17 protein-coding genes are annotated in these 17,259 nt (G+C 63.6%); 8 read left to right on the top strand and 9 right to left on the bottom strand.

The window, feature by feature from the left end; genetic code table 11:
• Window positions 1-77: 77 nt before the first annotated feature.
• Complete coding sequence (locus tag OKW35_RS13115) at window positions 78-1,607, bottom strand: CHAD domain-containing protein (RefSeq protein ID WP_429552244.1); 1,530 nt, start codon at window positions 1,605-1,607, stop codon at window positions 78-80.
• A 259-nt stretch (window positions 1,608-1,866) separates the two neighbouring features.
• Here OKW35_RS13115 and OKW35_RS13120 point away from each other — a divergent pair, with 259 nt between their 5' ends.
• Both OKW35_RS13120 and OKW35_RS13125 read left to right on the top strand, forming a co-directional pair.
• Window positions 1,867-2,424 carry a TetR/AcrR family transcriptional regulator gene (locus tag OKW35_RS13120; RefSeq protein ID WP_429552245.1) on the top strand — a complete coding sequence of 186 codons (558 nt, stop codon included), beginning with the start codon at window positions 1,867-1,869 and terminating at the stop codon, window positions 2,422-2,424.
• Between the two features lie 260 nt (window positions 2,425-2,684).
• Window positions 2,685-3,509 carry an alpha/beta fold hydrolase gene (locus tag OKW35_RS13125; protein ID WP_429552777.1) on the top strand — a complete coding sequence of 275 codons (825 nt, stop codon included), beginning with the start codon at window positions 2,685-2,687 and terminating at the stop codon, window positions 3,507-3,509.
• Between the two features lie 34 nt (window positions 3,510-3,543).
• On the opposite strand, the gene OKW35_RS13130 is transcribed toward OKW35_RS13125, so the two are convergent.
• Both OKW35_RS13130 and OKW35_RS13135 read right to left on the bottom strand, forming a co-directional pair.
• Entirely contained in the window at window positions 3,544-4,335 is a 792-nt protein-coding gene (locus OKW35_RS13130; protein WP_184067959.1) for a DUF2182 domain-containing protein, read from the bottom strand.
• A gap of 2 nt (window positions 4,336-4,337) precedes the next feature.
• Window positions 4,338-4,940, bottom strand: coding sequence for a DUF1326 domain-containing protein (locus OKW35_RS13135; RefSeq protein ID WP_429552246.1), 603 nt, complete (start codon window positions 4,938-4,940; stop codon window positions 4,338-4,340).
• A 288-nt stretch (window positions 4,941-5,228) separates the two neighbouring features.
• Between OKW35_RS13135 and acnB the strand changes: the two genes are divergently transcribed.
• Complete coding sequence (gene acnB, locus OKW35_RS13140) at window positions 5,229-7,814, top strand: bifunctional aconitate hydratase 2/2-methylisocitrate dehydratase (protein ID WP_184067887.1); 2,586 nt, start codon at window positions 5,229-5,231, stop codon at window positions 7,812-7,814.
• Between the two features lie 143 nt (window positions 7,815-7,957).
• On the opposite strand, the gene OKW35_RS13145 is transcribed toward acnB, so the two are convergent.
• Complete coding sequence (locus tag OKW35_RS13145) at window positions 7,958-8,902, bottom strand: alpha/beta hydrolase fold domain-containing protein (RefSeq protein WP_429552247.1); 945 nt, start codon at window positions 8,900-8,902, stop codon at window positions 7,958-7,960.
• A gap of 115 nt (window positions 8,903-9,017) precedes the next feature.
• Here OKW35_RS13145 and OKW35_RS13150 point away from each other — a divergent pair, with 115 nt between their 5' ends.
• The 3 genes from OKW35_RS13150 to OKW35_RS13160 all read left to right on the top strand — a co-directional run bounded on the left by OKW35_RS13150 (window position 9,018) and on the right by OKW35_RS13160 (window position 11,853).
• On the top strand, window positions 9,018-9,935 hold the full coding sequence (locus OKW35_RS13150; RefSeq protein ID WP_429552248.1) for a LysR substrate-binding domain-containing protein: 918 nt from the start codon (window positions 9,018-9,020) through the stop codon (window positions 9,933-9,935).
• Between the two features lie 284 nt (window positions 9,936-10,219).
• Complete coding sequence (locus tag OKW35_RS13155) at window positions 10,220-10,588, top strand: YciI family protein (protein WP_184023933.1); 369 nt, start codon at window positions 10,220-10,222, stop codon at window positions 10,586-10,588.
• A complete protein-coding gene (locus OKW35_RS13160) occupies window positions 10,585-11,853 on the top strand; it encodes an RNA polymerase sigma factor (protein WP_429552249.1) in 1,269 nt (422 codons plus the stop codon). The genes OKW35_RS13155 and OKW35_RS13160 overlap by 4 nt, the downstream gene beginning before the upstream one ends.
• Before the next feature lie 74 nt (window positions 11,854-11,927).
• On the opposite strand, the gene OKW35_RS13165 is transcribed toward OKW35_RS13160, so the two are convergent.
• From OKW35_RS13165 to OKW35_RS13180, 4 genes are all read right to left on the bottom strand, one after another.
• Window positions 11,928-12,419, bottom strand: a complete 492-nt coding sequence (locus OKW35_RS13165; RefSeq protein ID WP_429354337.1) for a lytic transglycosylase domain-containing protein — start codon at window positions 12,417-12,419, stop codon at window positions 11,928-11,930.
• A 23-nt stretch (window positions 12,420-12,442) separates the two neighbouring features.
• Window positions 12,443-12,790, bottom strand: a complete 348-nt coding sequence (locus tag OKW35_RS13170; RefSeq protein WP_184044876.1) for a hypothetical protein — start codon at window positions 12,788-12,790, stop codon at window positions 12,443-12,445.
• A gap of 4 nt (window positions 12,791-12,794) precedes the next feature.
• A complete protein-coding gene (locus tag OKW35_RS13175; RefSeq protein ID WP_429552250.1) occupies window positions 12,795-13,169 on the bottom strand; it encodes a hypothetical protein in 375 nt (124 codons plus the stop codon).
• 251 nt (window positions 13,170-13,420) lie between these two features.
• On the bottom strand, window positions 13,421-14,035 hold the full coding sequence (locus tag OKW35_RS13180) for a TetR/AcrR family transcriptional regulator (RefSeq protein ID WP_184067909.1): 615 nt from the start codon (window positions 14,033-14,035) through the stop codon (window positions 13,421-13,423).
• An 84-nt stretch (window positions 14,036-14,119) separates the two neighbouring features.
• Between OKW35_RS13180 and OKW35_RS13185 the strand changes: the two genes are divergently transcribed.
• Complete coding sequence (locus OKW35_RS13185; protein WP_429552251.1) at window positions 14,120-15,250, top strand: MBL fold metallo-hydrolase; 1,131 nt, start codon at window positions 14,120-14,122, stop codon at window positions 15,248-15,250.
• A gap of 177 nt (window positions 15,251-15,427) precedes the next feature.
• Here OKW35_RS13185 and OKW35_RS13190 read toward each other — a convergent pair whose 3' ends face one another.
• A complete protein-coding gene (locus OKW35_RS13190) occupies window positions 15,428-16,279 on the bottom strand; it encodes a LysR substrate-binding domain-containing protein (protein ID WP_184044869.1) in 852 nt (283 codons plus the stop codon).
• Window positions 16,280-16,387: 108 nt separating this feature from the next.
• On the opposite strand from OKW35_RS13190, the gene OKW35_RS13195 reads away from it, so the two are divergent.
• Window positions 16,388-17,251 (top strand): alpha/beta fold hydrolase, encoded by an 864-nt coding sequence (locus OKW35_RS13195; RefSeq protein WP_429552252.1) that lies wholly within the window; start codon window positions 16,388-16,390, stop codon window positions 17,249-17,251.
• Window positions 17,252-17,259 lie beyond the last annotated feature (8 nt).

Consider the following 17,259-nt stretch of genomic DNA (forward strand, 5'->3'; position numbering starts at 1 on the left):
CGAACATCGTGAGACCTCACGATGAGTGTTGCGCGTGACAGGTTCGTGCCCGGATACATCGCGGTGAATTGTTCGCGTCAGTGCGGTGACGAAAGCAGTTTGAAGCGCTTCCACAGCTTCTTCAATGTCTGATGATCGGCAGCGACGCGTGACGCGAGGAAGCCGCGTGCGAAGGCCGCGCCCGAGGCTGCTTCCGGCGACGTTTTCAACAACGACTTCAGAAGCTGATCGGCGACGACGGCATCGTTGCGCCAGCCGAGATCATCCTGAAGCGCGGTGAGCGCGTCGACATAATGGCGAACGGCCTGCTTCGGGCATAGCGACGCAAAGAACTCGGTGGCGTATCGAACTTTTTTCGCCGCGATGCGGGCGCGGTGACGACGGTGATCGTCCAGATCGGCCAAACCCTTGCCACGTTTGATCAGTTTCTTGTGCCGACGACGCAGGACATCGGCGGCGAATGACTTCACCGGGCCGCTGATTGCGTTGCGCTGTTCGTCGGACATCTCATCTCGCCAACCTTTGCGGTTCATCCAGAGCGCGAACTGGAGCGCGAGCCGCGTGTAGCGAACCGACTCGACCGCGGCCGCCGCGCGCTGCCGGTTGTTGACGGCAATCTGCTCGCACGCCTGTCTGACGGGCCGGATCTCGTCCGCATTGCCGTCGGCGCCGGCATGGTCGAGCGTCGATCCCGCAAGCACTTCCCAGTCGCGCGCGCCGCCGAGTTCCGAGGCAATCCAGCGCAACTCCTCGTCGAATCCGGACGAGGCGGGGATGACCTTCGCAAACAGGTCGAGAGCCGAACGCAAGCGACGAAGTCCCACGCGCATCTGATGGACGCTCGATGGATCGTGGCCCGACACGACGCCCCGTTCATTCGCGTGGACCTGGTCCAGACAGTTGCGCACAATCACGCAGAACGCATCCTCGACCGAGTCGCGTTTGTTCAGTCGCACTGGTTGCGCTTTCACCGCCTCGCTGTGCTCGTCAATGAGCAGTGCATACCCGACATCTGCCTTGCTGCGATGATCGATACGCAGCGGCACAGTTTCGAGCATTTCCAGCGCGACACGGTACAGCACATCCGGATTGCCCTGTTTCAGTTCCAGTTCCACCGCGGCGATCTGCACTGATCCCGAATCCGCTTCGACGCTTCCTTCGTCGAGAGCAAGCTCGAGTTCGTCTCCGGACGGCTGGCGCAGCACAAACGCTGACCGGTTGATCCGCGTGACGAACACCGGCTTCAGTTGGGCCGCAACGGTCTCGTCGCGAATCAGCTTTCCGCAGTCGCTGTCGTCGGGGATCTGGTCGTACAGCAGCGTTAGATCGGGCGCGTCGGTATTCACGGGCATCTCGAACTCGTCCCGGTCGAACAACCCCGCCTTGGCCGATCCTTCGCGCTTCAGCGTCTGGATTTTCTCGTTGCCGACGGTGCGCACGCGCAGCGAAGCCCCGCACCAGTGAAATGAAAAATCGGGCGTGTCGAAATAGGTGCTCGTCAGCAGGTGAGGCGTTCCCGCTGTGGCTTCCGATTGCGCAAGCATCGACGCGTTACGCAATTTGACGAGATCTTCGTTTGCAACGCGCAGCTTCAGCTCCCGTTCCATGCCGCCTCCGAAATGAGCACCGGACTGTCAGACTACACCGGATTGGTTGGACCGCGTCACGGCCGATCGTCCCCAGTGGCCTCGGATAAAAGTCGTACACGGAAAAAGTGGATGAGACGGTGGACGAGCCTGGCGCGAATGCCTGTACACGTTGGGACAGCTTGATTAGGAAATGATCATTTCCTATAATCGCTGTATGACTACACGCAACCATGCTGCCAGACAGCCACGTGCTCCAGGTCGTCCACGCGAATTCGACATGGACGTCGCGCTGGACGGCGCAATCCAGATTTTTCGTGAGCGCGGTTATCAAGGGACGTCTCTTGGCGAGCTTGGGTCCGCGATGGGGCTCACGGCCGGCAGTATCTACAAGGCGTTCGCCGATAAGCGAGCGGTATTCCTTGCCGCGCTCGAGCGCTACATCCACCTACGAAATGACCAGTTGCAGAGCCTGCTCGACGCGGAGCAGACCGGCCGCGACAAGGTACGGGCCATTCTGCGGTTTTATGCTGAGTCTGCAATTGGCGATGAGGGCAAGCGAGGCTGTCTCGTAGTCGGAAGTGCAGTCGACCTGCTGGCCTTCGATGATGAGGTCGCGAGTCACGTGGTCGCGTCTTTGCAGCGAACGGAGCGTCTGTTGTGTCGTTTGATCCGAGTGGGCCAGACAGACGGTTCGATCGCGTCCGCCGTGGATCCGGACGCTACCGGCCGCGCACTGCTGAGTCTGACGCAAGGTTTGAGAGTCGTCGGCAAAGTCGGGCGATCCCGGGCACACATGATGGCGGCGGCGGATCAGGCCATGCGTCTGCTGGACTAAGCACAGCAAGACATAGCATCGCATGACCTCCGCGTGCCGCTCGCCCTATTAGGAAATGTCCATTTCCTAACATCATCCGCCAATGAGAAAAGCCGCTCAACGGTGTCATCCCCCAACCCAGAGGAGTCTCGTTCGTGAAAACACATCACTCGTCGGTGCCATCAGGGAGTTCCGGATTCGTAAGCACGTTGCCAGTAGCAAGGCCCGTTGCGGGGCTAGCAGGATTCGAGCACAAGTTCGCGACCGTAGACGGACTGAGGCTGCACTACGTCACCGGTGGAAACCCACAGGGCGACGTGGTCGTGTTGCTCGCGGGCTTTCCCGAGAGCTGGTTCGCCTGGCGCAAAGTGATGGGACTGCTTGCAAAGACCTACCGAGTCGTCGCACCGGACCTTCCCGGACAAGGTGATTCGGATCGTCCGATGGACGGCTACGACACACAAACCCTTGCGAGCCATGTTCACGGTTTGCTCCAGCAACTGGGGATGACCCGGTACTTTCTTGCTGCACACGACATTGGAGCGTGGGTGGCTTTTCCTTACGCCGTAATGTTCGGCGACGAGATCCGGCGACTCGCGCTGCTGGATGCGGGGATCCCCGGCGTGACGTTGCCTGATGCGTTGCCGAGCGCGCCCGAGCGTGCATGGCGCACCTGGCATTTCGCATTTCACGGGCTACCGGACCTGCCGGAAGTGCTGCTCGCCGGCAAGGAACGTGAATACCTCGACTGGTTTTTGCGGCGAAAGGCGGCCAATCCCGATACTTTCACTGACGCCGATATCGATGAATATCTACGCATTCTCAAGAAAGACGGCGGCTTACGCGCGGGCCTTGCGTATTACCGGGCCGCGCATGTGTCCGCCCAACAGAATGCAGAACTGAAGCAACGAGGCATGCTCGACCTGCCACTGCTGACGCTCGGTTCCGATCAAGGTTCCATCGCCGATATGGCAACACCTTTGAGAGCCTTTTTCACCGAGGTCAAAGGCCGCATCATTAGTCACTGCGGGCACTTCATTCCAGAAGAACAACCGCGCGCGGTCGCCGACGAACTCACTGCGTTCTTTGGAAGCGCAGAGGGGTAACGGGGCTACGGGGGCGCAAGATGCCGCGCATGGCTCAGGCGATGCGGGCGTGCTGTACGACGATCCATGCGGACCACACAAGCAACGCAATGCCGAGCGGCTTGCCGATGGAGCTGCCCCAGCGGAAATTCTTCTCGGCCGACATGATCGCGCCCAGCGCCAGCATCCAGCCGACGCTGCCAGTGCCGACCGCGAACATCAGCAGCATCAGGGCCCAACAGCAGCCGATGCAGAAAGCGCCGTGACTGATGCCGAGCGCAAAGCTCTCGCGGCGCGCGCTCCTGCCGCGCCAATGCTCGGTGATGAACATCAGCGGCGAGCGGCATTTGTCGAGACATCGGTGCTTGAGGCTGCTGAACTGATAAAGGCCCGCGAGCGCGACGATCGCGGCGCCGATCAGCCAGCCGTTTGCAAGCAAGCTCGCAGACTGGTCCGCGATCAGATGGAGCGCCGCGTCGAAGCCGTGCGCAAGCACGCCGAACAGCGCCCACATCGTCGCATAACCGACGATCAGAAGCGCCATCAGCGTGCGCCGGTTGGCGCGCGCGACGGTCATCCGCCGGAACGTGTCGAAGAGCGGGAAGGCGGTCGGCAGCATCATCGCCGCGATCATCAGCAGCCATGCGACGCTGTGCAGCAATGCCGCAATCGTGAGGCTCGCGCCGGGCACCTGACGGCATATCGCGCCGACGAGCGGCAGTTCGGCCCAACTCGCATGATGCAGAAAACGCGCATAGGGCCCCGCGTCCCATATCCATAACGCGATCCACGCGCTGCCCGTCAATGCGACGAACAGCGGCGCGAACAGCCGCGAGCGTGCGAGCATCTTCACGACGCGAAGCTGAACGATCCCTGAATGGCGTTATGTCCGGTCAAGGCGAGGTCGAGATCGAGCTTTTCGTGCCGCAGGCGGAATGAGTTCGCCTTGCCGACGAAAGCAGGGGAGCCGGGTATCGTCGAAAAGATGCTTTCGACCAGTTTGGTCGGCTCGCCGGTCGGGCCGCGATAGGGCTCCAACTCGGCCTCGATGGCTTCGCCGACTTTCATCCTGCCCTTGCCGTCGACGACCGCGTATTCGATCGGCGCGCGTTCCACGGACACGACTTCGCCGATCAACTGCACGAGATCCGCGATGGGGCCACCGCGCTCGCCACGGTACACGCTAACCAGGGCGTCGAATTGCGCGTCGCTCGCGCGCTCGTCGACGAACATCGCGACGCGCCAGCCGCCTTTGAGCGCGTTGCCGGGAATGAACGCCGCGAACGCGATCGTCAGGCCCGATACATCGACGCCGTCGATCATGCCTTGCTCGTAGTGGTATGCAAGCGCGCTGCGGCAAATGCCGTTATCGGGATCTTCTCCGATCCAGCACGGACACAGCACCTTGCATTCACACACTTCGAGGATGCTGCCCATCAGTTGATAGCTCATTCACGCCTCCGCTGCCGGTTGGATCCGGCCGGGAAGAACATCGCCGGACATCCTCTGTTGTAGCCGTTAAGCGGGCAGTAATCAAAGTGTTCGGGCGCTGCGAATGATTGAAGCGGCTTACACAGTCGGTGCTTTTGCGGTGCAGGAGGGGCGCAACTCTTATATAAGACATAAGACATTTGACCTTGCATGGGTATTGCAATTAAAATCGCGATCGAAGCAGTGCCCGGCACAGCTTGGAGTGCCTTAAAAGCCTTTCCCTGAAACGCAAATACCAGCAGGTCCCCCATGCTTGAAAATTTTCGTGCTCACGTGGCCGCGCGCGCCGCGCTCGGCATTCCTCCCCTGCCGCTGACGGCTCAGCAGACCGCCGAGCTGGTCGAACTCCTGACGAACCCGCCCGCTGGCGAAGAGCAGACGCTGCTCGACCTGATCACCAATCGCGTGCCCGCCGGTGTGGACGAAGCCGCCCGCGTGAAGGCAGGCTTCCTCGCCGCCGTGGCCAACGGCCAGACCGCCTGCGCGCTGATCTCGCGCGCCCGTGCCACCGAACTGCTCGGCACGATGCTGGGCGGCTACAACATCCAGCCGCTGATCGAACTGCTGTCCGACGCCGAAGTGGGCACCGTGGCCGCCGACGCGCTGAAGAAAACCCTGCTGATGTTCGACCAGTTCCACGACGTCAAGGAACTGGCCGACAAGGGCAACGCCAATGCGAAGGCCGTGATGCAGAGCTGGGCCGACGCCGAATGGTTCACGAGCCGTCCGGAAGTGCCGCAAAGCCTGACCATCACCGTCTTCAAGGTGACGGGCGAAACCAATACCGACGACCTGTCGCCGGCCCCGGATGCGACCACCCGTCCGGACATCCCGCTGCACGCACTGGCAATGCTGAAGAACGCGCGTCCCGGTATCACCCCGGAAGAGGACGGCAAGCGCGGCCCGGTCAAGTTCATCGAGTCGCTGAAAGAAAAGGGCCACCTGGTCGCGTACGTGGGCGACGTGGTCGGCACCGGCTCCTCGCGCAAGTCGGCCACCAACTCGGTGCTGTGGTTCACGGGCGAAGACATCCCCTTCATCCCGAACAAGCGCTTCGGCGGCGTGTGCCTCGGCGGCAAGATCGCCCCGATCTTCTACAACACGATGGAAGACGCCGGCGCTCTGCCGATCGAACTCGACGTGTCGCAGATGGAAATGGGCGACGTGGTCGAACTGCGCCCGTACGAAGGCAAAGCCCTGAAGAACGGCGCAGTGATCGCCGAGTTCCAGGTCAAGTCCGACGTGCTGTTCGATGAAGTGCGCGCCGGCGGCCGCATTCCGCTGATCATCGGTCGCGGCCTGACCGCCAAGGCACGTGAAGCGCTGGGCCTCGCCCCGTCGACGCTGTTCCGCCTGCCGCAGCAGCCCGCCAATAGCGGCAAGGGCTTCTCGCTGGCGCAGAAGATGGTCGGCCGCGCTTGCGGTCTGCCGGAAGGCCAGGGCGTCCGTCCGGGCACGTACTGCGAACCGAAGATGACCTCGGTCGGCTCGCAGGACACCACGGGCCCGATGACCCGCGACGAGCTGAAGGACCTGGCGTGCCTCGGCTTCTCGGCCGATCTCGTCATGCAGTCGTTCTGCCACACCGCCGCTTATCCGAAGCCGGTGGACGTCAAGACCCACCAGACGCTGCCGAACTTCATCAGCAACCGTGGCGGCATCGCGCTGCGCCCGGGCGACGGCGTGATCCACTCGTGGCTGAACCGCATGCTGTTGCCCGACACCGTGGGCACCGGCGGCGACTCGCACACGCGCTTCCCGATCGGCATCAGCTTCCCGGCCGGTTCGGGTCTGGTCGCCTTCGCGGCCGCCACCGGCACGATGCCGCTGGACATGCCGGAATCGGTGCTGGTCCGCTTCAAGGGCAAGATGCAGCCGGGCGTGACGCTGCGTGATCTCGTCAACGCAATCCCGCTGTACGCGATCAAGCAAGGCACGCTGACGGTTGCCAAGCAAGGCAAGAAGAACATCTTCTCCGGCCGCATTCTCGAAATCGAAGGCCTGCCCGATCTGAAGGTCGAGCAAGCGTTCGAACTGTCGGATGCTTCCGCCGAGCGCTCGGCCGCCGGTTGCACGGTGCACCTGAACAAGGAACCGATCATCGAATACCTGAACAGCAACGTCACGCTGCTGAAGTGGATGATCGCCCAGGGCTACCAGGATCCGCGCAGCCTGCAGCGCCGCATCAAGGCGATGGAGCAGTGGCTGGCCGACCCGCAACTGCTGTCGCCGGATGCCGACGCCGAATACGCAGCCGTCATCGAGATCGATCTCGCCGACATCCACGAGCCGATCGTGGCCTGCCCGAACGATCCGGACGACGTGAAGACGCTGTCCGACGTAGCCGGCGCGAAGATCGACGAAGTGTTCATCGGCTCGTGCATGACCAACATCGGTCACTTCCGCGCCGCGTCGAAGCTGCTGGAAGGTAAGCGCGACATCCCGGTCAAGCTGTGGGTGGCCCCGCCGACCAAGATGGACCAGAAGCAACTGACCGAGGAAGGCCATTACGGCGTCTTCGGCACGGCTGGTGCGCGTACCGAAATGCCGGGCTGCTCGCTGTGCATGGGCAATCAGGCACAGGTGCGCGAAGGCGCGACGGTCATGTCGACGTCGACCCGTAACTTCCCGAACCGCCTCGGCAAGAACACGAACGTGTACCTCGGCTCGGCGGAACTGGCGGCGATCTGCTCGCGCCTCGGCAAGATCCCGACCAAGGAAGAGTACATGGCCGACATGAGCGTGCTCAACGCCAACGGCGACAAGATCTATCAATACATGAACTTCGACCAGATCGAGGACTTCAAGGAAGTCGCCGACGCCGTGACGATGTAAGTGTGCTGCCGGGCTACGGCGTGTTGTTTGCGTCGTAGCGCCACGAAATGGCGCCGTGGGCTGAATGCCTGCGGCGCCATTTTTTTTGCGGCGTTCGAGTCGAGGTCCGCGCGCGGCAGCCTCGCCGGGATCGCAGATGAATCTCAGGGCCTGGCGATAGCCGATCCGCATCGCAAGACAAACCCCGCGACCTGGTCCAACGCGTATCGGGCGCTTGCAAGCTCGTCGGTCGAGCGCTGGAACACGTGATGGAGTCCCTCGTAGATTTCCAACTGCACCGTGTTTCCCCGCTGCGCAGCGGCAGCCGCGTAGCGCCGGGCGTCGTCGAGCAGCAGTTCGTCCGTACCGACCTGAATGGCGATCGGCGGCAGATGTGCGGGAACGTGGTACAGCGGCGACGCGCGTCGGTCCGCGGGATCGGCTGACCCAAGGTACGCGGCGGCGGCATCGGCGAGTATGGGCCGCGTCAAGACCGGGTCGCGGGTCTCCTCACTGCGCGACGACGGGCCCGTCAACGCAAGATCGAGCCACGGCGAAAAAGTGGCCACACAAGAAACGTTCATCGACCGGCCTCCATCAGCGCCCAGCGCCGCAAGCGCGAGCCCGCCGCCTGCCGAGTCGCCAACCAGCGCGATGTCGCGAATGCCTGACTGCGCCATCCACCGCAACGCTTCGATCACGGCATCGTATGCCGCGGGAAACGGATGCTCGGGCGCAAGCGGATAGTCGAGAACGAAAGTGTCGATGCCGGCACGCACGGCGATCTGACTCGCCAGGCCGCGATAACCGGTGGCAGACCCGAGTACGAACGCGCCTCCGTGCAGAAAGACGATCGCGCGGCCGGCCACGGCGGATTCGGGCCGAATCCACCAACCCATTACGTCCGCGCTCTCGACTCTTTCAAGATCGACGCCGTCCGCTATAGGCGTTTGCGCCGTCATCGCGTCGTAGGCCTCACGCGAGGCTCCGCCGAATTCCGCAAAGAGTCGCTGAGTTCGGTCGAGCACCGAGATCGCCGCCTCGCGGTCGTCGTCACTCAAGGGGTGCCGCATCTCGATCAGGTTGGTCTGCTGTACGACGCTCATCATTTGCTCCTTCGTTAGTGGTGGTCGATGGGCAGACGATATCGATTCCGTGCAGCGTACAGAAGAAGGCCAAACGGAATACAATCAATTCCATTCCGGAAGTTTTGGGAGGCAAGGAGTGGACCGTCTGGATGCGCTCAAACTTTTCGTCCGCATCGTCGAGAGCGGGAGTTTCGCTGCGGCGGCGCGCGAAATCGGCGTGGGCCAGCCCGCGGTCAGCAAGCAGATCGCGTCGCTCGAACGCCATCTTGGCGCGCAACTGGTCAGGCGCACGTCGCGCAGCATGACGCTGACCGAGACAGGACAATCGGTCTATGAAACGGGTTTGCGCATCATTGGAGATTTCACGGAGCTCGAATCGTCCGTCGGGCGCGGTCAGGTTTCGCCGGCCGGGATGGTCCGGGTCACCGTGGCGCCGGTTTTTGGCCGGCTGTATGTGGTGCCGCGCCTGCCGGCATTTTTCGCCAGGTATCCGACCGTGTCGGTGGACTTGTCGGCCACGGAGCGAACCGTCAATCTGGTCGAGGAGGGCTTCGACCTTTCGATCAAAAGCGGGCGGCTTGCCGACTCTTCGATGATTGCAAGGCAGCTGGCATCGAGCCCAGTCGTTGTCGTCGCAACGCCGGATTACCTCGAAAAACACGGGCGCCCCGAACGGCCACAGGATCTCGCCCGACATGCCTGCGTCGTTTTCGCGCCGCTGCGCGAGCCGCGGGCGTGGCGCTTCGAAAACGTCGACGGTCCCGGCTTGCACGTCCCGTCCGGCAATTTTCACACCGGCGACGCGGAACAGATTCGCGCTGCCGTGCTCGCCCATATGGGACTGGTTCAAGCGCCGGCGTGGCTCTTTGCGCCGGAGATCGCGAGCGGTGCGGTCGTCAGCCTGTTGCCGGATTTCGCGCCGGCGCCGATGCCCATCCACGCCGTTCATCCTGCCGGCCGGCGATTGCCGACCAAGACCCGCGTATTTATCGATTTCGTTTCGGAAATTCTCACGTCTGATCCCGGTCCGGCCTTTGTCCCGGTCAGGACCTAGCGAGTGTTCCGCCGACACCGGATCATGCCGAACAGGGATCGCGGTCCGGCCTTACCGCGCCGCAGCCAATCGCCGGTCGACAAGGCACTTGACCCGTCCGACAATGCTTGGCGAAACACGGTCGAACCGGCTGTGATCCAGGCGTCTGTTTCCAATGCGGCGTGGGTCCCAGGCGGTCGTCCGCGATTTTTTTGACGCCCCCTGTCCGTCAGCATGCGGCCCGCGCGTCATTGTGATGGCGGCCAATGCAATTCATCCGCCTCAACCCCATGACGGAGGCTCAAATGGAATACCTGTTGATGATCTACTCGGAAGAAAACGGCTGGAACAAGATGACCGAAAGCGAGCGGCAGCAAGGCGTTGCCGCCTATCACGCGTACACCGAATCGTTGAAGAAAGCGGGGGCTCTGGTGGGGGCCAACCGGCTGCAGCACACGAACACGGCCACCACGGTGCGGCTCGTCGACGGCAAGCCGCAGGTGCTCGATGGACCGTATTCCGATTCGAAGGAGCAACTCGCCGGCTACTACCTGATCGACGTGCCGAACCTCGACGCGGCGATGTCGTGGGCGTCGCGTTGTCCCGGCGCGGCGCACGGCGTCATGGAGGTGCGCCCGGTCTGGACCGCCCCTTACGAGGCACCCACTGCATGAGTGCGTCCGGCGGCGCCCTGGGCGATGACGGCGCCGCGCGTTCGATTGCCGAGGCGGTCGCTCGCCGCAGCTACGGCAAGCTCGTCGCGCTGCTGGCGATGCGCACGCGCGACGTCGCCGCAGCCGAGGACGCGCTCGCCGACGCATTCGCGGCCGCGCTCGCGGACTGGCCGGAGCACGGCTGTCCCGCGAGTCCTGAAGCGTGGCTGATGACGGTCGCGCGCCGCCGGGCGATCGACGGCGCGCGTCATCGCCAGGTTGGCGACGACGTGGCGAACCAGTTGATGATCCTCGCCGACGAGATCGACGAGAGTGAGGCAGGCGCGTTGCCCGACCGGCGGCTTGCGCTGCTGTTCGCGTGCACGCACCCTGCGCTCGAGGCCGCGATTCGTACGCCGCTGATGCTGCAAGTGGTGTTGGGGCTGGAAGCGAAGATGATTGCGTCGGCGTTCCTGATGTCGCCCGCCGCGATGAGCAAACGTCTCGTGCGGGCGAAGACCAAGATCCGCGAAGCGGGCATTCCGTTCAGCGTGCCCGAGCGCGAGGAGCTGCCCGGCCGGCTCGACGCGGTGCTCGAAGCGGTCTATGCGGCGTATGCGGAAGGTTGGACGGACCCGGTCGGCGGCGATACCGAGCGACGCGACCTCGCCGACGAGGCGCTGTATCTCGCGCAACTGCTCGTCGAGCTGCTTCCTGACGAACCGGAGACGTTGGGCCTGCTCGCGCTGATGCTGTTTGCACAGGCGCGACGTGATGCGCGACGCGATGCGGCTGGCGACTACGTGCCGCTGTCGGCCCAGGACCCTGCAACGTGGAACGCGCCGATGATCGACGCGGCGAACGCACTGCTGCGGCGCGCGAACGCGCTCAACGCAATCGGGCGCTTTCAGCTCGAGGCCGCGCTGCAGTCGGCGCATGTGGATCGCTGCCGGACGCGTCGCCCGAACTGGGACGAAATCGTGCAGCTCTACGATGGGCTCTTCGCCATTGCAGCGTCGCCGGTGGTCGCCGTGAACCGTGCGCTTGCCGTGGCCGAACGCGACGGCCCGCAGGCGGCGCTCGACGCGCTTGCGCCGTATGCGGACGACCCGCGGCTGGCCGACTACCAGCCCTACTGGGCCGCACGCGCCAATCTGCTCGCGCGTGCCGGCGCGACTGCGCAAGCACTCGACGCGTACGATCTGGCAATCGGTCTTGAGCGTGATCCGGCCGTGCGCCGGTTCCTGCAGCGCAAGCGAATGGAGCTTGCGTCGACGAGCAGTTAGCGGAGTGGGTTGCGTTTGCCTGCTTCGTCAGGTCGGGCGTGGCGGCTTTGCCCCGACAGGCCTGCGCCTGAACCTTACCGCTCCGGCTGCAACAGCCCCCAGCTCACGAGAATCGCCTGGATGCTGCGCGCGTAGGCGTCGCGCTCGTGCGGCGATTCTGAGTGATACGCTCCGATTGCGCGCCATGTGTTGCCGTATCGCACCATCTTCTGCTTGAGCAGCCACGCGGCCACGAAGATATTCACGCACGGGTCCGTGAGCGCGCGGTGCGGAATGCCCCGGCTCTCGAGTTCAGGAAAGTGGATCGAATTGATCTGCAATTGCCCCACGTCGATCGAACCGTTGGCGTTGCGGTTGATGGCGCTCGCGTCGCCTTTCGATTCGCGCCATGCCACGGCGCGCAGCACGTGCGGATTGACGCCCTGGTAAGCGCCGGCCTTGTCGAAGCAATCGTCGGCGGACGGGGCGGCTTGCGCGGCCGAACTGCCGAGCGCCAGCAGCGCCGCCCAGGCGCATAGGGCCCACGACCGCAAAGGGCGGAAGGCGTTGGTCTTGTGCTGGTCCATGAGTCGGGGCTCCAGGTCCTGCTTTACTGCGCCAGCGCGGAATCGAGCTGCCGCTCGATGTCCTTGAGATAGGTGCGCGACGCATCGGAGACGACGAGGCGCGGCGTGGGCATCGCGCAGCGGCAATCGTGCTGGTGCGTCTTTTTCTTGTTGTGCGACGTCGAGCGCGGCGCGGGAAGATCGTCGTCGTCGCCGGTGGAGGGCGGCAGCATGGAGAGCGTGGGCAGCGGCGGGTAGACCTTGTCCGCAGAGGCTGTGGTGACAGCGGTGGCAGTGCCGGCCGCAGTCGCAGGCGCGCTGGCAGCGGGCTGGCCCGCCCATGCGGCCGAACCTAAGCATAGCGATGCCGCGGCGAAAGCAATCAGGCGCATCGTGTCAGCTCCCCGCATGTAGCGGCTGGATCGAGACGCTGTACGTCTGGTTCGCGCCGGTCGTAAGGTTTTCGAGCGTGGGTTTGAGCCCCTGCTGCGGCACGCCCCGCCAGATCGCCTGGTTGATGTACTTGAAGTCCTGGCCCAGCGCCGTTACGCGGATCACAGTGGGCTGCTTCTGCGCGGCGGCGAGCGCACCCGCCTTGGCGAGCACCGTAGTCAGTTGCGGATCGCGCGCGCCGAGTGCATCGGCGGGAATGTCGAACTTCATGATCACGTCCGACACCGCAGGTTTCTCGGCTTGAGCCGTATTGGGCTGCTGCAGTTGTGCGCAGCCCGTTACAAACATTACGGCAAGTAAGAGCACAGCGCGCGTCACGTCGGGGTCTCCAAAGTTTCGTGGCGATGTACGCGTTTTCGGCTTGGGATGCTCAGACTTGATACCTGGGGGCAAACGTTTGCGAAAAAAGAAAGAGTTCGCTCTCGCGGCGCCGCTTCCCGGAAGGTTGCTGCGTGCACCTCCGCCTTCGAGCAAAGAACTTCTTGCCCTGTCGGGTAAAGCCACAGCGATTGCTACGCGTACGCTCGTCTGAACGCGATCGACCTGACGCCCCAACCCGACGAACCGACTCACGCATACCGCGCGAGAAACATATCCGCCGCCGCTTCCGCGATGCGCTTCTGCTCGCTGGCATCGAGCGGCACTTGCCCCATCGCCACTTGCGGCCAGAAGGCAAAAGCCTTCACGAGCCCCTGCAACTGCAGTGCCGCGAAGACGGGGTCATCGGTCTTGATGCGGCCGTCCGCGGCGGCCGCCCGGACCCACGCCGTCAGATCTTCCTCGCGTTCGCCCATGCGAGCGACCATGTCCCGCGCGCGCTCCGGTGAATGTATGCCAGCCGCGATCGCCACCCGTGCAAGCGACAAAAAGGACTCGTCGTGAAGCAGCCGCAGCTTGCGCTCCAGCAGATCGAGCAACTGCGCGCGCAACGGTTGGTCAGCACGATAAGAGGGTGCATCGCCGTCATGGCTCGCGTCCCACAGCTGATGGAGAATCGCCGCGAAAAGCGCTTCCTTGCTCGGGAAATGGTTATAGACCGTGCGCTTCGAGACATTCGCGCGGGCGGCGATACGGTCCATGCTGGTAGCGTCGTAGCCGGCCGCGAGGAATTCCTCGATCGCGGCAGCGACGATCGCGACGCGCTTTCGGTCAGTCAGACGTTGGGGGCGGGCACAGGATTCCATCCAACAATTTTACACTGAGCAGTTTACTTTTCTTTAAGATAATCTACACTGCCGAGTGTACATTTTCTTCGGAAGGTCAACTTCATGACGTCGCTTCCCGCCCTGGTCCGCCGAATGCTCGGCGTGAACGCCGCACAACGCAGCCGCGCGAGGTTCAGCCTGTCGCCGCAGCATGACGGCGAGCGCTTTCGCAACGTCAGGCCGCGTCCGGCGGAAAGCCTGCGCAAAACGCTCGGCCTCGCGTGGACGGTGCTGTTCAACAAGCCGCGCGGCACCGTGCCGGCCGACGCGTTGCCGGTCGAAACGCTGACGCGCGCGCAACTCGACGCGGCGCCCGACCGCAGCCTGTACCGGCTCGGTCATTCGACGATGCTGCTGAAGTTGCGCGGCAAGTTCTGGCTGACCGATCCCGTGTTCGCCGAGCGGGCGTCTCCGTTCCGCAAGCTCGGTCCGAAGCGCTTTCATGCGCCGCCGATCTCACTCGACGATTTGCCGCCGCTGCGCGGCGTGATCCTGTCGCACGATCACTACGACCATCTCGACCGCGAAACCGTGCTGATACTGGCGCAGCGTACCGAGGTGTTTTTGACGCCGCTTGGGGTCGGCGACCGGCTCATCGAATGGGGTATCGACGCGGCAAAGGTTCGGCAGTTCGACTGGTGGCAGGGCACGGAGGTCGAGGGCATCGAGTTCACCGCGACGCCCGCGCAGCACTTCTCCGGGCGCAGCCTGTTCGACGGCAACCGGACGTTGTGGGCGTCGTGGGTGATCGTCGATCACGATTTGCGCGTGTTTTTCAGCGGCGACACCGGTTACTTCGAGGGTTTCAGCGCGATCGGCGAGCGCCTCGGACCATTCGACGTCACGTTGATCGAAACCGGCGCGTACGACGCGATGTGGCCATACGTCCATATGCAGCCCGAAGAAACCGTGCAGGCGCATATCGACCTGCGCGGCCGCTGGCTCGTGCCGATCCATAACGGCACCTTCGACCTCGCGATGCATCGCTGGCAGGAGCCGTTCGAAAGGGTGACGGGGCTGGCGCTCGCGCGCGGCGTCACGCTGTCGACACCGCGCATGGGCGAGCGGCTCGATCTGACCGCGGTGCATCGCGGCGAACGCTGGTGGCGCGACGTTGCGCAAACCGCTGCCGTGCCGAAGGCTTCGTGGCGGATGTGCGCGTCGCGCGGGGTCCAGGAGGGGGAGTCGTCCTGAGGTCGTTGGCACCGCCACGTCTTTGCGGCGCACGAGAGCGCACGAGCGGACTGTTTCGCGGCGGCGCGCGGGTGCGGCGCGCGCACGTTGCCGTTCCCGCCGAAGCGCTCGCGACCTCGAAGTATGCTCCGTCGGAACTGTCCGCCGCGGCGTGATACGCAACCGTCGATCTGCGGGTCAATTCTTCAGGTCGGCGAGAATGCGTTCCGCGAGAAAATCGCACACAGGCCGTTTCGAAGCGGCACTTCGCGCCAGCACGACTTCAAGTGTGCCGATTTCCGGCAGGCCATTCGCGGTTCCCAGCAGCGAGAAGTGAGCCGGTACCGCGCACTTGGCCAAAGGAGTCACCGCGAGTCCGGCCTCGGCCATCGTCAGCAGACCCAGCAGACTCGGACTTTCATACGAGGTTCGATAGGTGATGCGCGCGCGCTCCAGGCTCCGGATGGCTTTCTCCCGCGCGACGCTGCCGGGCAAAAACACGGCGATCGGCAAGGGCCTTTCACGCCAGATCTCGGTCGCGCCTGGCGCGGCGGCCCAGACCATCGGTTCGTGACGCAGGAACTCGCCGTGCAATCCTTTCACGCGCGTCGCGCAGACGAGATCGACCGTGCCGTCCTTCAACATGGGCTCGAGAGCGACGCTTGGCAGGCCCACTACCTGAATCTCCGCCTTCGGATAGGTCGCCGAGAATTTCTTGAGGATCGGCGGGAACAGTGACGTCGCATAGTCGTCAGGCACGCCGATCACCACGCGTCCGGTCACGTCGGGCCGTACCACCGCTGCCCACGCTTCGTCGCGCAGGGCGATCATCCGCCGCGCGTAGGTCAACAGCATTTCGCCGTCCTGCGTCGGCACCACGCTGCGAGGCTTGCGCACGAAAAGCGCCTTGCCGAGCGCCGTCTCGAGCGTCTTGATCTGCATGCTCACCGCCGATTGCGAACGATGCACGACCTGCGCCGCGCGACTGATCGTGCCGGCGTCCGCGACCGCGATGATCATGGACAGCACGTCCAGATCGAGCGCTTTCATTTCCGTTGCCATGATGGTTGATATCAGAAAAGTAGATCGATTCCATCAATATTATGCGATTTTCTTTTGCGAGCACACCCTCGATAGTGGCGCCAAAGGAGTCCTGTGATGAATGCACGTACCAGCCCATCGATTCTGGCCCCGGCCTTTGGCGCGGCCGCGCCATCGTTTGTGACCACCGCATCGAGTCTTGCGATACCGTATGTCGAGTCCGGGCGCGGCGAGCCGATGGTGTTCGTGCACGGCTCGCTTTGCGACTATCGCTATTGGGACGCCCAGATGGCCTCCCTGTCGGGCCGGTTTCGCTGCTTCGCGCCGAGCTTGAGCCATTACTGGCCCGAGATCGATGCATTTGGACACAGCGACTTCAGTTGGGAGGCGCACGTCGAGGAAATTGCCGGATTCATCACGGCGCTCGACCTTGCTCCCGTTCATCTGGTCGGTCACTCGCGGGGTGGGTGCGTGGCTTTCCATCTCGCGCGCGAATTTCCGCGCCTCGTGAAAACGCTGACGCTAGCCGATCCCGGCGGCCCGCTGCAAACCGAACCGAGGGGGCAGCCCGCGTTCATGCCGCCGGCGACCAACGTGTTGCGCGCACGGGTCGCGGAACTGATCGAGCGGGGCGAGTTCGACGCCGGCTTATCAATGTTCGTCGACTCGGTGAGCATGCCGGGGTTCTGGAACAAAAGCCCGGAGAGCTTTCGTCGCATGGCGCTCGACAACGCGCTCACGCTGCCAAAGCAGTTGCTCGATCCGCTTCCCGCCTATACGCCGGAAGCCGCGCGCGATATCAAGTGCCGTACGTTGTTGATCGACGGCCAGCAAAGTCCCCGTATGTTCCGCAATACGGTCGACAAGCTCGAACGGTGGATCGAGTTTGCCGAACGCGAAACGATCGACGGTGCGTCGCATGGGATGAATGTCGCGAGACCGGATGCGTTCAACAGGGCGGTTGCGACTTTCGCGGCGTAGCCCGGTTG

It is taken from the genome of Paraburkholderia sp. MM5477-R1 (assembly GCF_050436385.1).
Classification (GTDB): Bacteria; Pseudomonadota; Gammaproteobacteria; order Burkholderiales; family Burkholderiaceae; genus Paraburkholderia; species Paraburkholderia tuberum.

Excerpts from the sequence above, each read along its gene's own strand:
- OKW35_RS13170 (WP_184044876.1), bottom strand. The coding sequence starts at position 12,790 with ATGCGCCTGATTGCTTTCGCCGCGGCATCGCTATGCTTAGGTTCGGCC.
- OKW35_RS13115 (WP_429552244.1), bottom strand. The coding sequence starts at position 1,607 with ATGGAACGGGAGCTGAAGCTGCGCGTTGCAAACGAAGATCTCGTCAAA.
- OKW35_RS13155 (WP_184023933.1), top strand. The coding sequence starts at position 10,220 with ATGGAATACCTGTTGATGATCTACTCGGAAGAAAACGGCTGGAACAAG.
- OKW35_RS13185 (WP_429552251.1), top strand. The coding sequence starts at position 14,120 with ATGACGTCGCTTCCCGCCCTGGTCCGCCGAATGCTCGGCGTGAACGCC.
- OKW35_RS13145 (WP_429552247.1), bottom strand. The coding sequence starts at position 8,902 with ATGATGAGCGTCGTACAGCAGACCAACCTGATCGAGATGCGGCACCCC.
- OKW35_RS13130 (WP_184067959.1), bottom strand. The coding sequence starts at position 4,335 with ATGCTCGCACGCTCGCGGCTGTTCGCGCCGCTGTTCGTCGCATTGACG.
- OKW35_RS13135 (WP_429552246.1), bottom strand. The coding sequence starts at position 4,940 with ATGAGCTATCAACTGATGGGCAGCATCCTCGAAGTGTGTGAATGCAAG.
- acnB (WP_184067887.1), top strand. The coding sequence starts at position 5,229 with ATGCTTGAAAATTTTCGTGCTCACGTGGCCGCGCGCGCCGCGCTCGGC.
- OKW35_RS13195 (WP_429552252.1), top strand. The coding sequence starts at position 16,388 with ATGAATGCACGTACCAGCCCATCGATTCTGGCCCCGGCCTTTGGCGCG.
- OKW35_RS13160 (WP_429552249.1), top strand. The coding sequence starts at position 10,585 with ATGAGTGCGTCCGGCGGCGCCCTGGGCGATGACGGCGCCGCGCGTTCG.
- OKW35_RS13120 (WP_429552245.1), top strand. The coding sequence starts at position 1,867 with ATGGACGTCGCGCTGGACGGCGCAATCCAGATTTTTCGTGAGCGCGGT.
- OKW35_RS13190 (WP_184044869.1), bottom strand. The coding sequence starts at position 16,279 with ATGAAAGCGCTCGATCTGGACGTGCTGTCCATGATCATCGCGGTCGCG.
- OKW35_RS13180 (WP_184067909.1), bottom strand. The coding sequence starts at position 14,035 with ATGGAATCCTGTGCCCGCCCCCAACGTCTGACTGACCGAAAGCGCGTC.
- OKW35_RS13165 (WP_429354337.1), bottom strand. The coding sequence starts at position 12,419 with ATGGACCAGCACAAGACCAACGCCTTCCGCCCTTTGCGGTCGTGGGCC.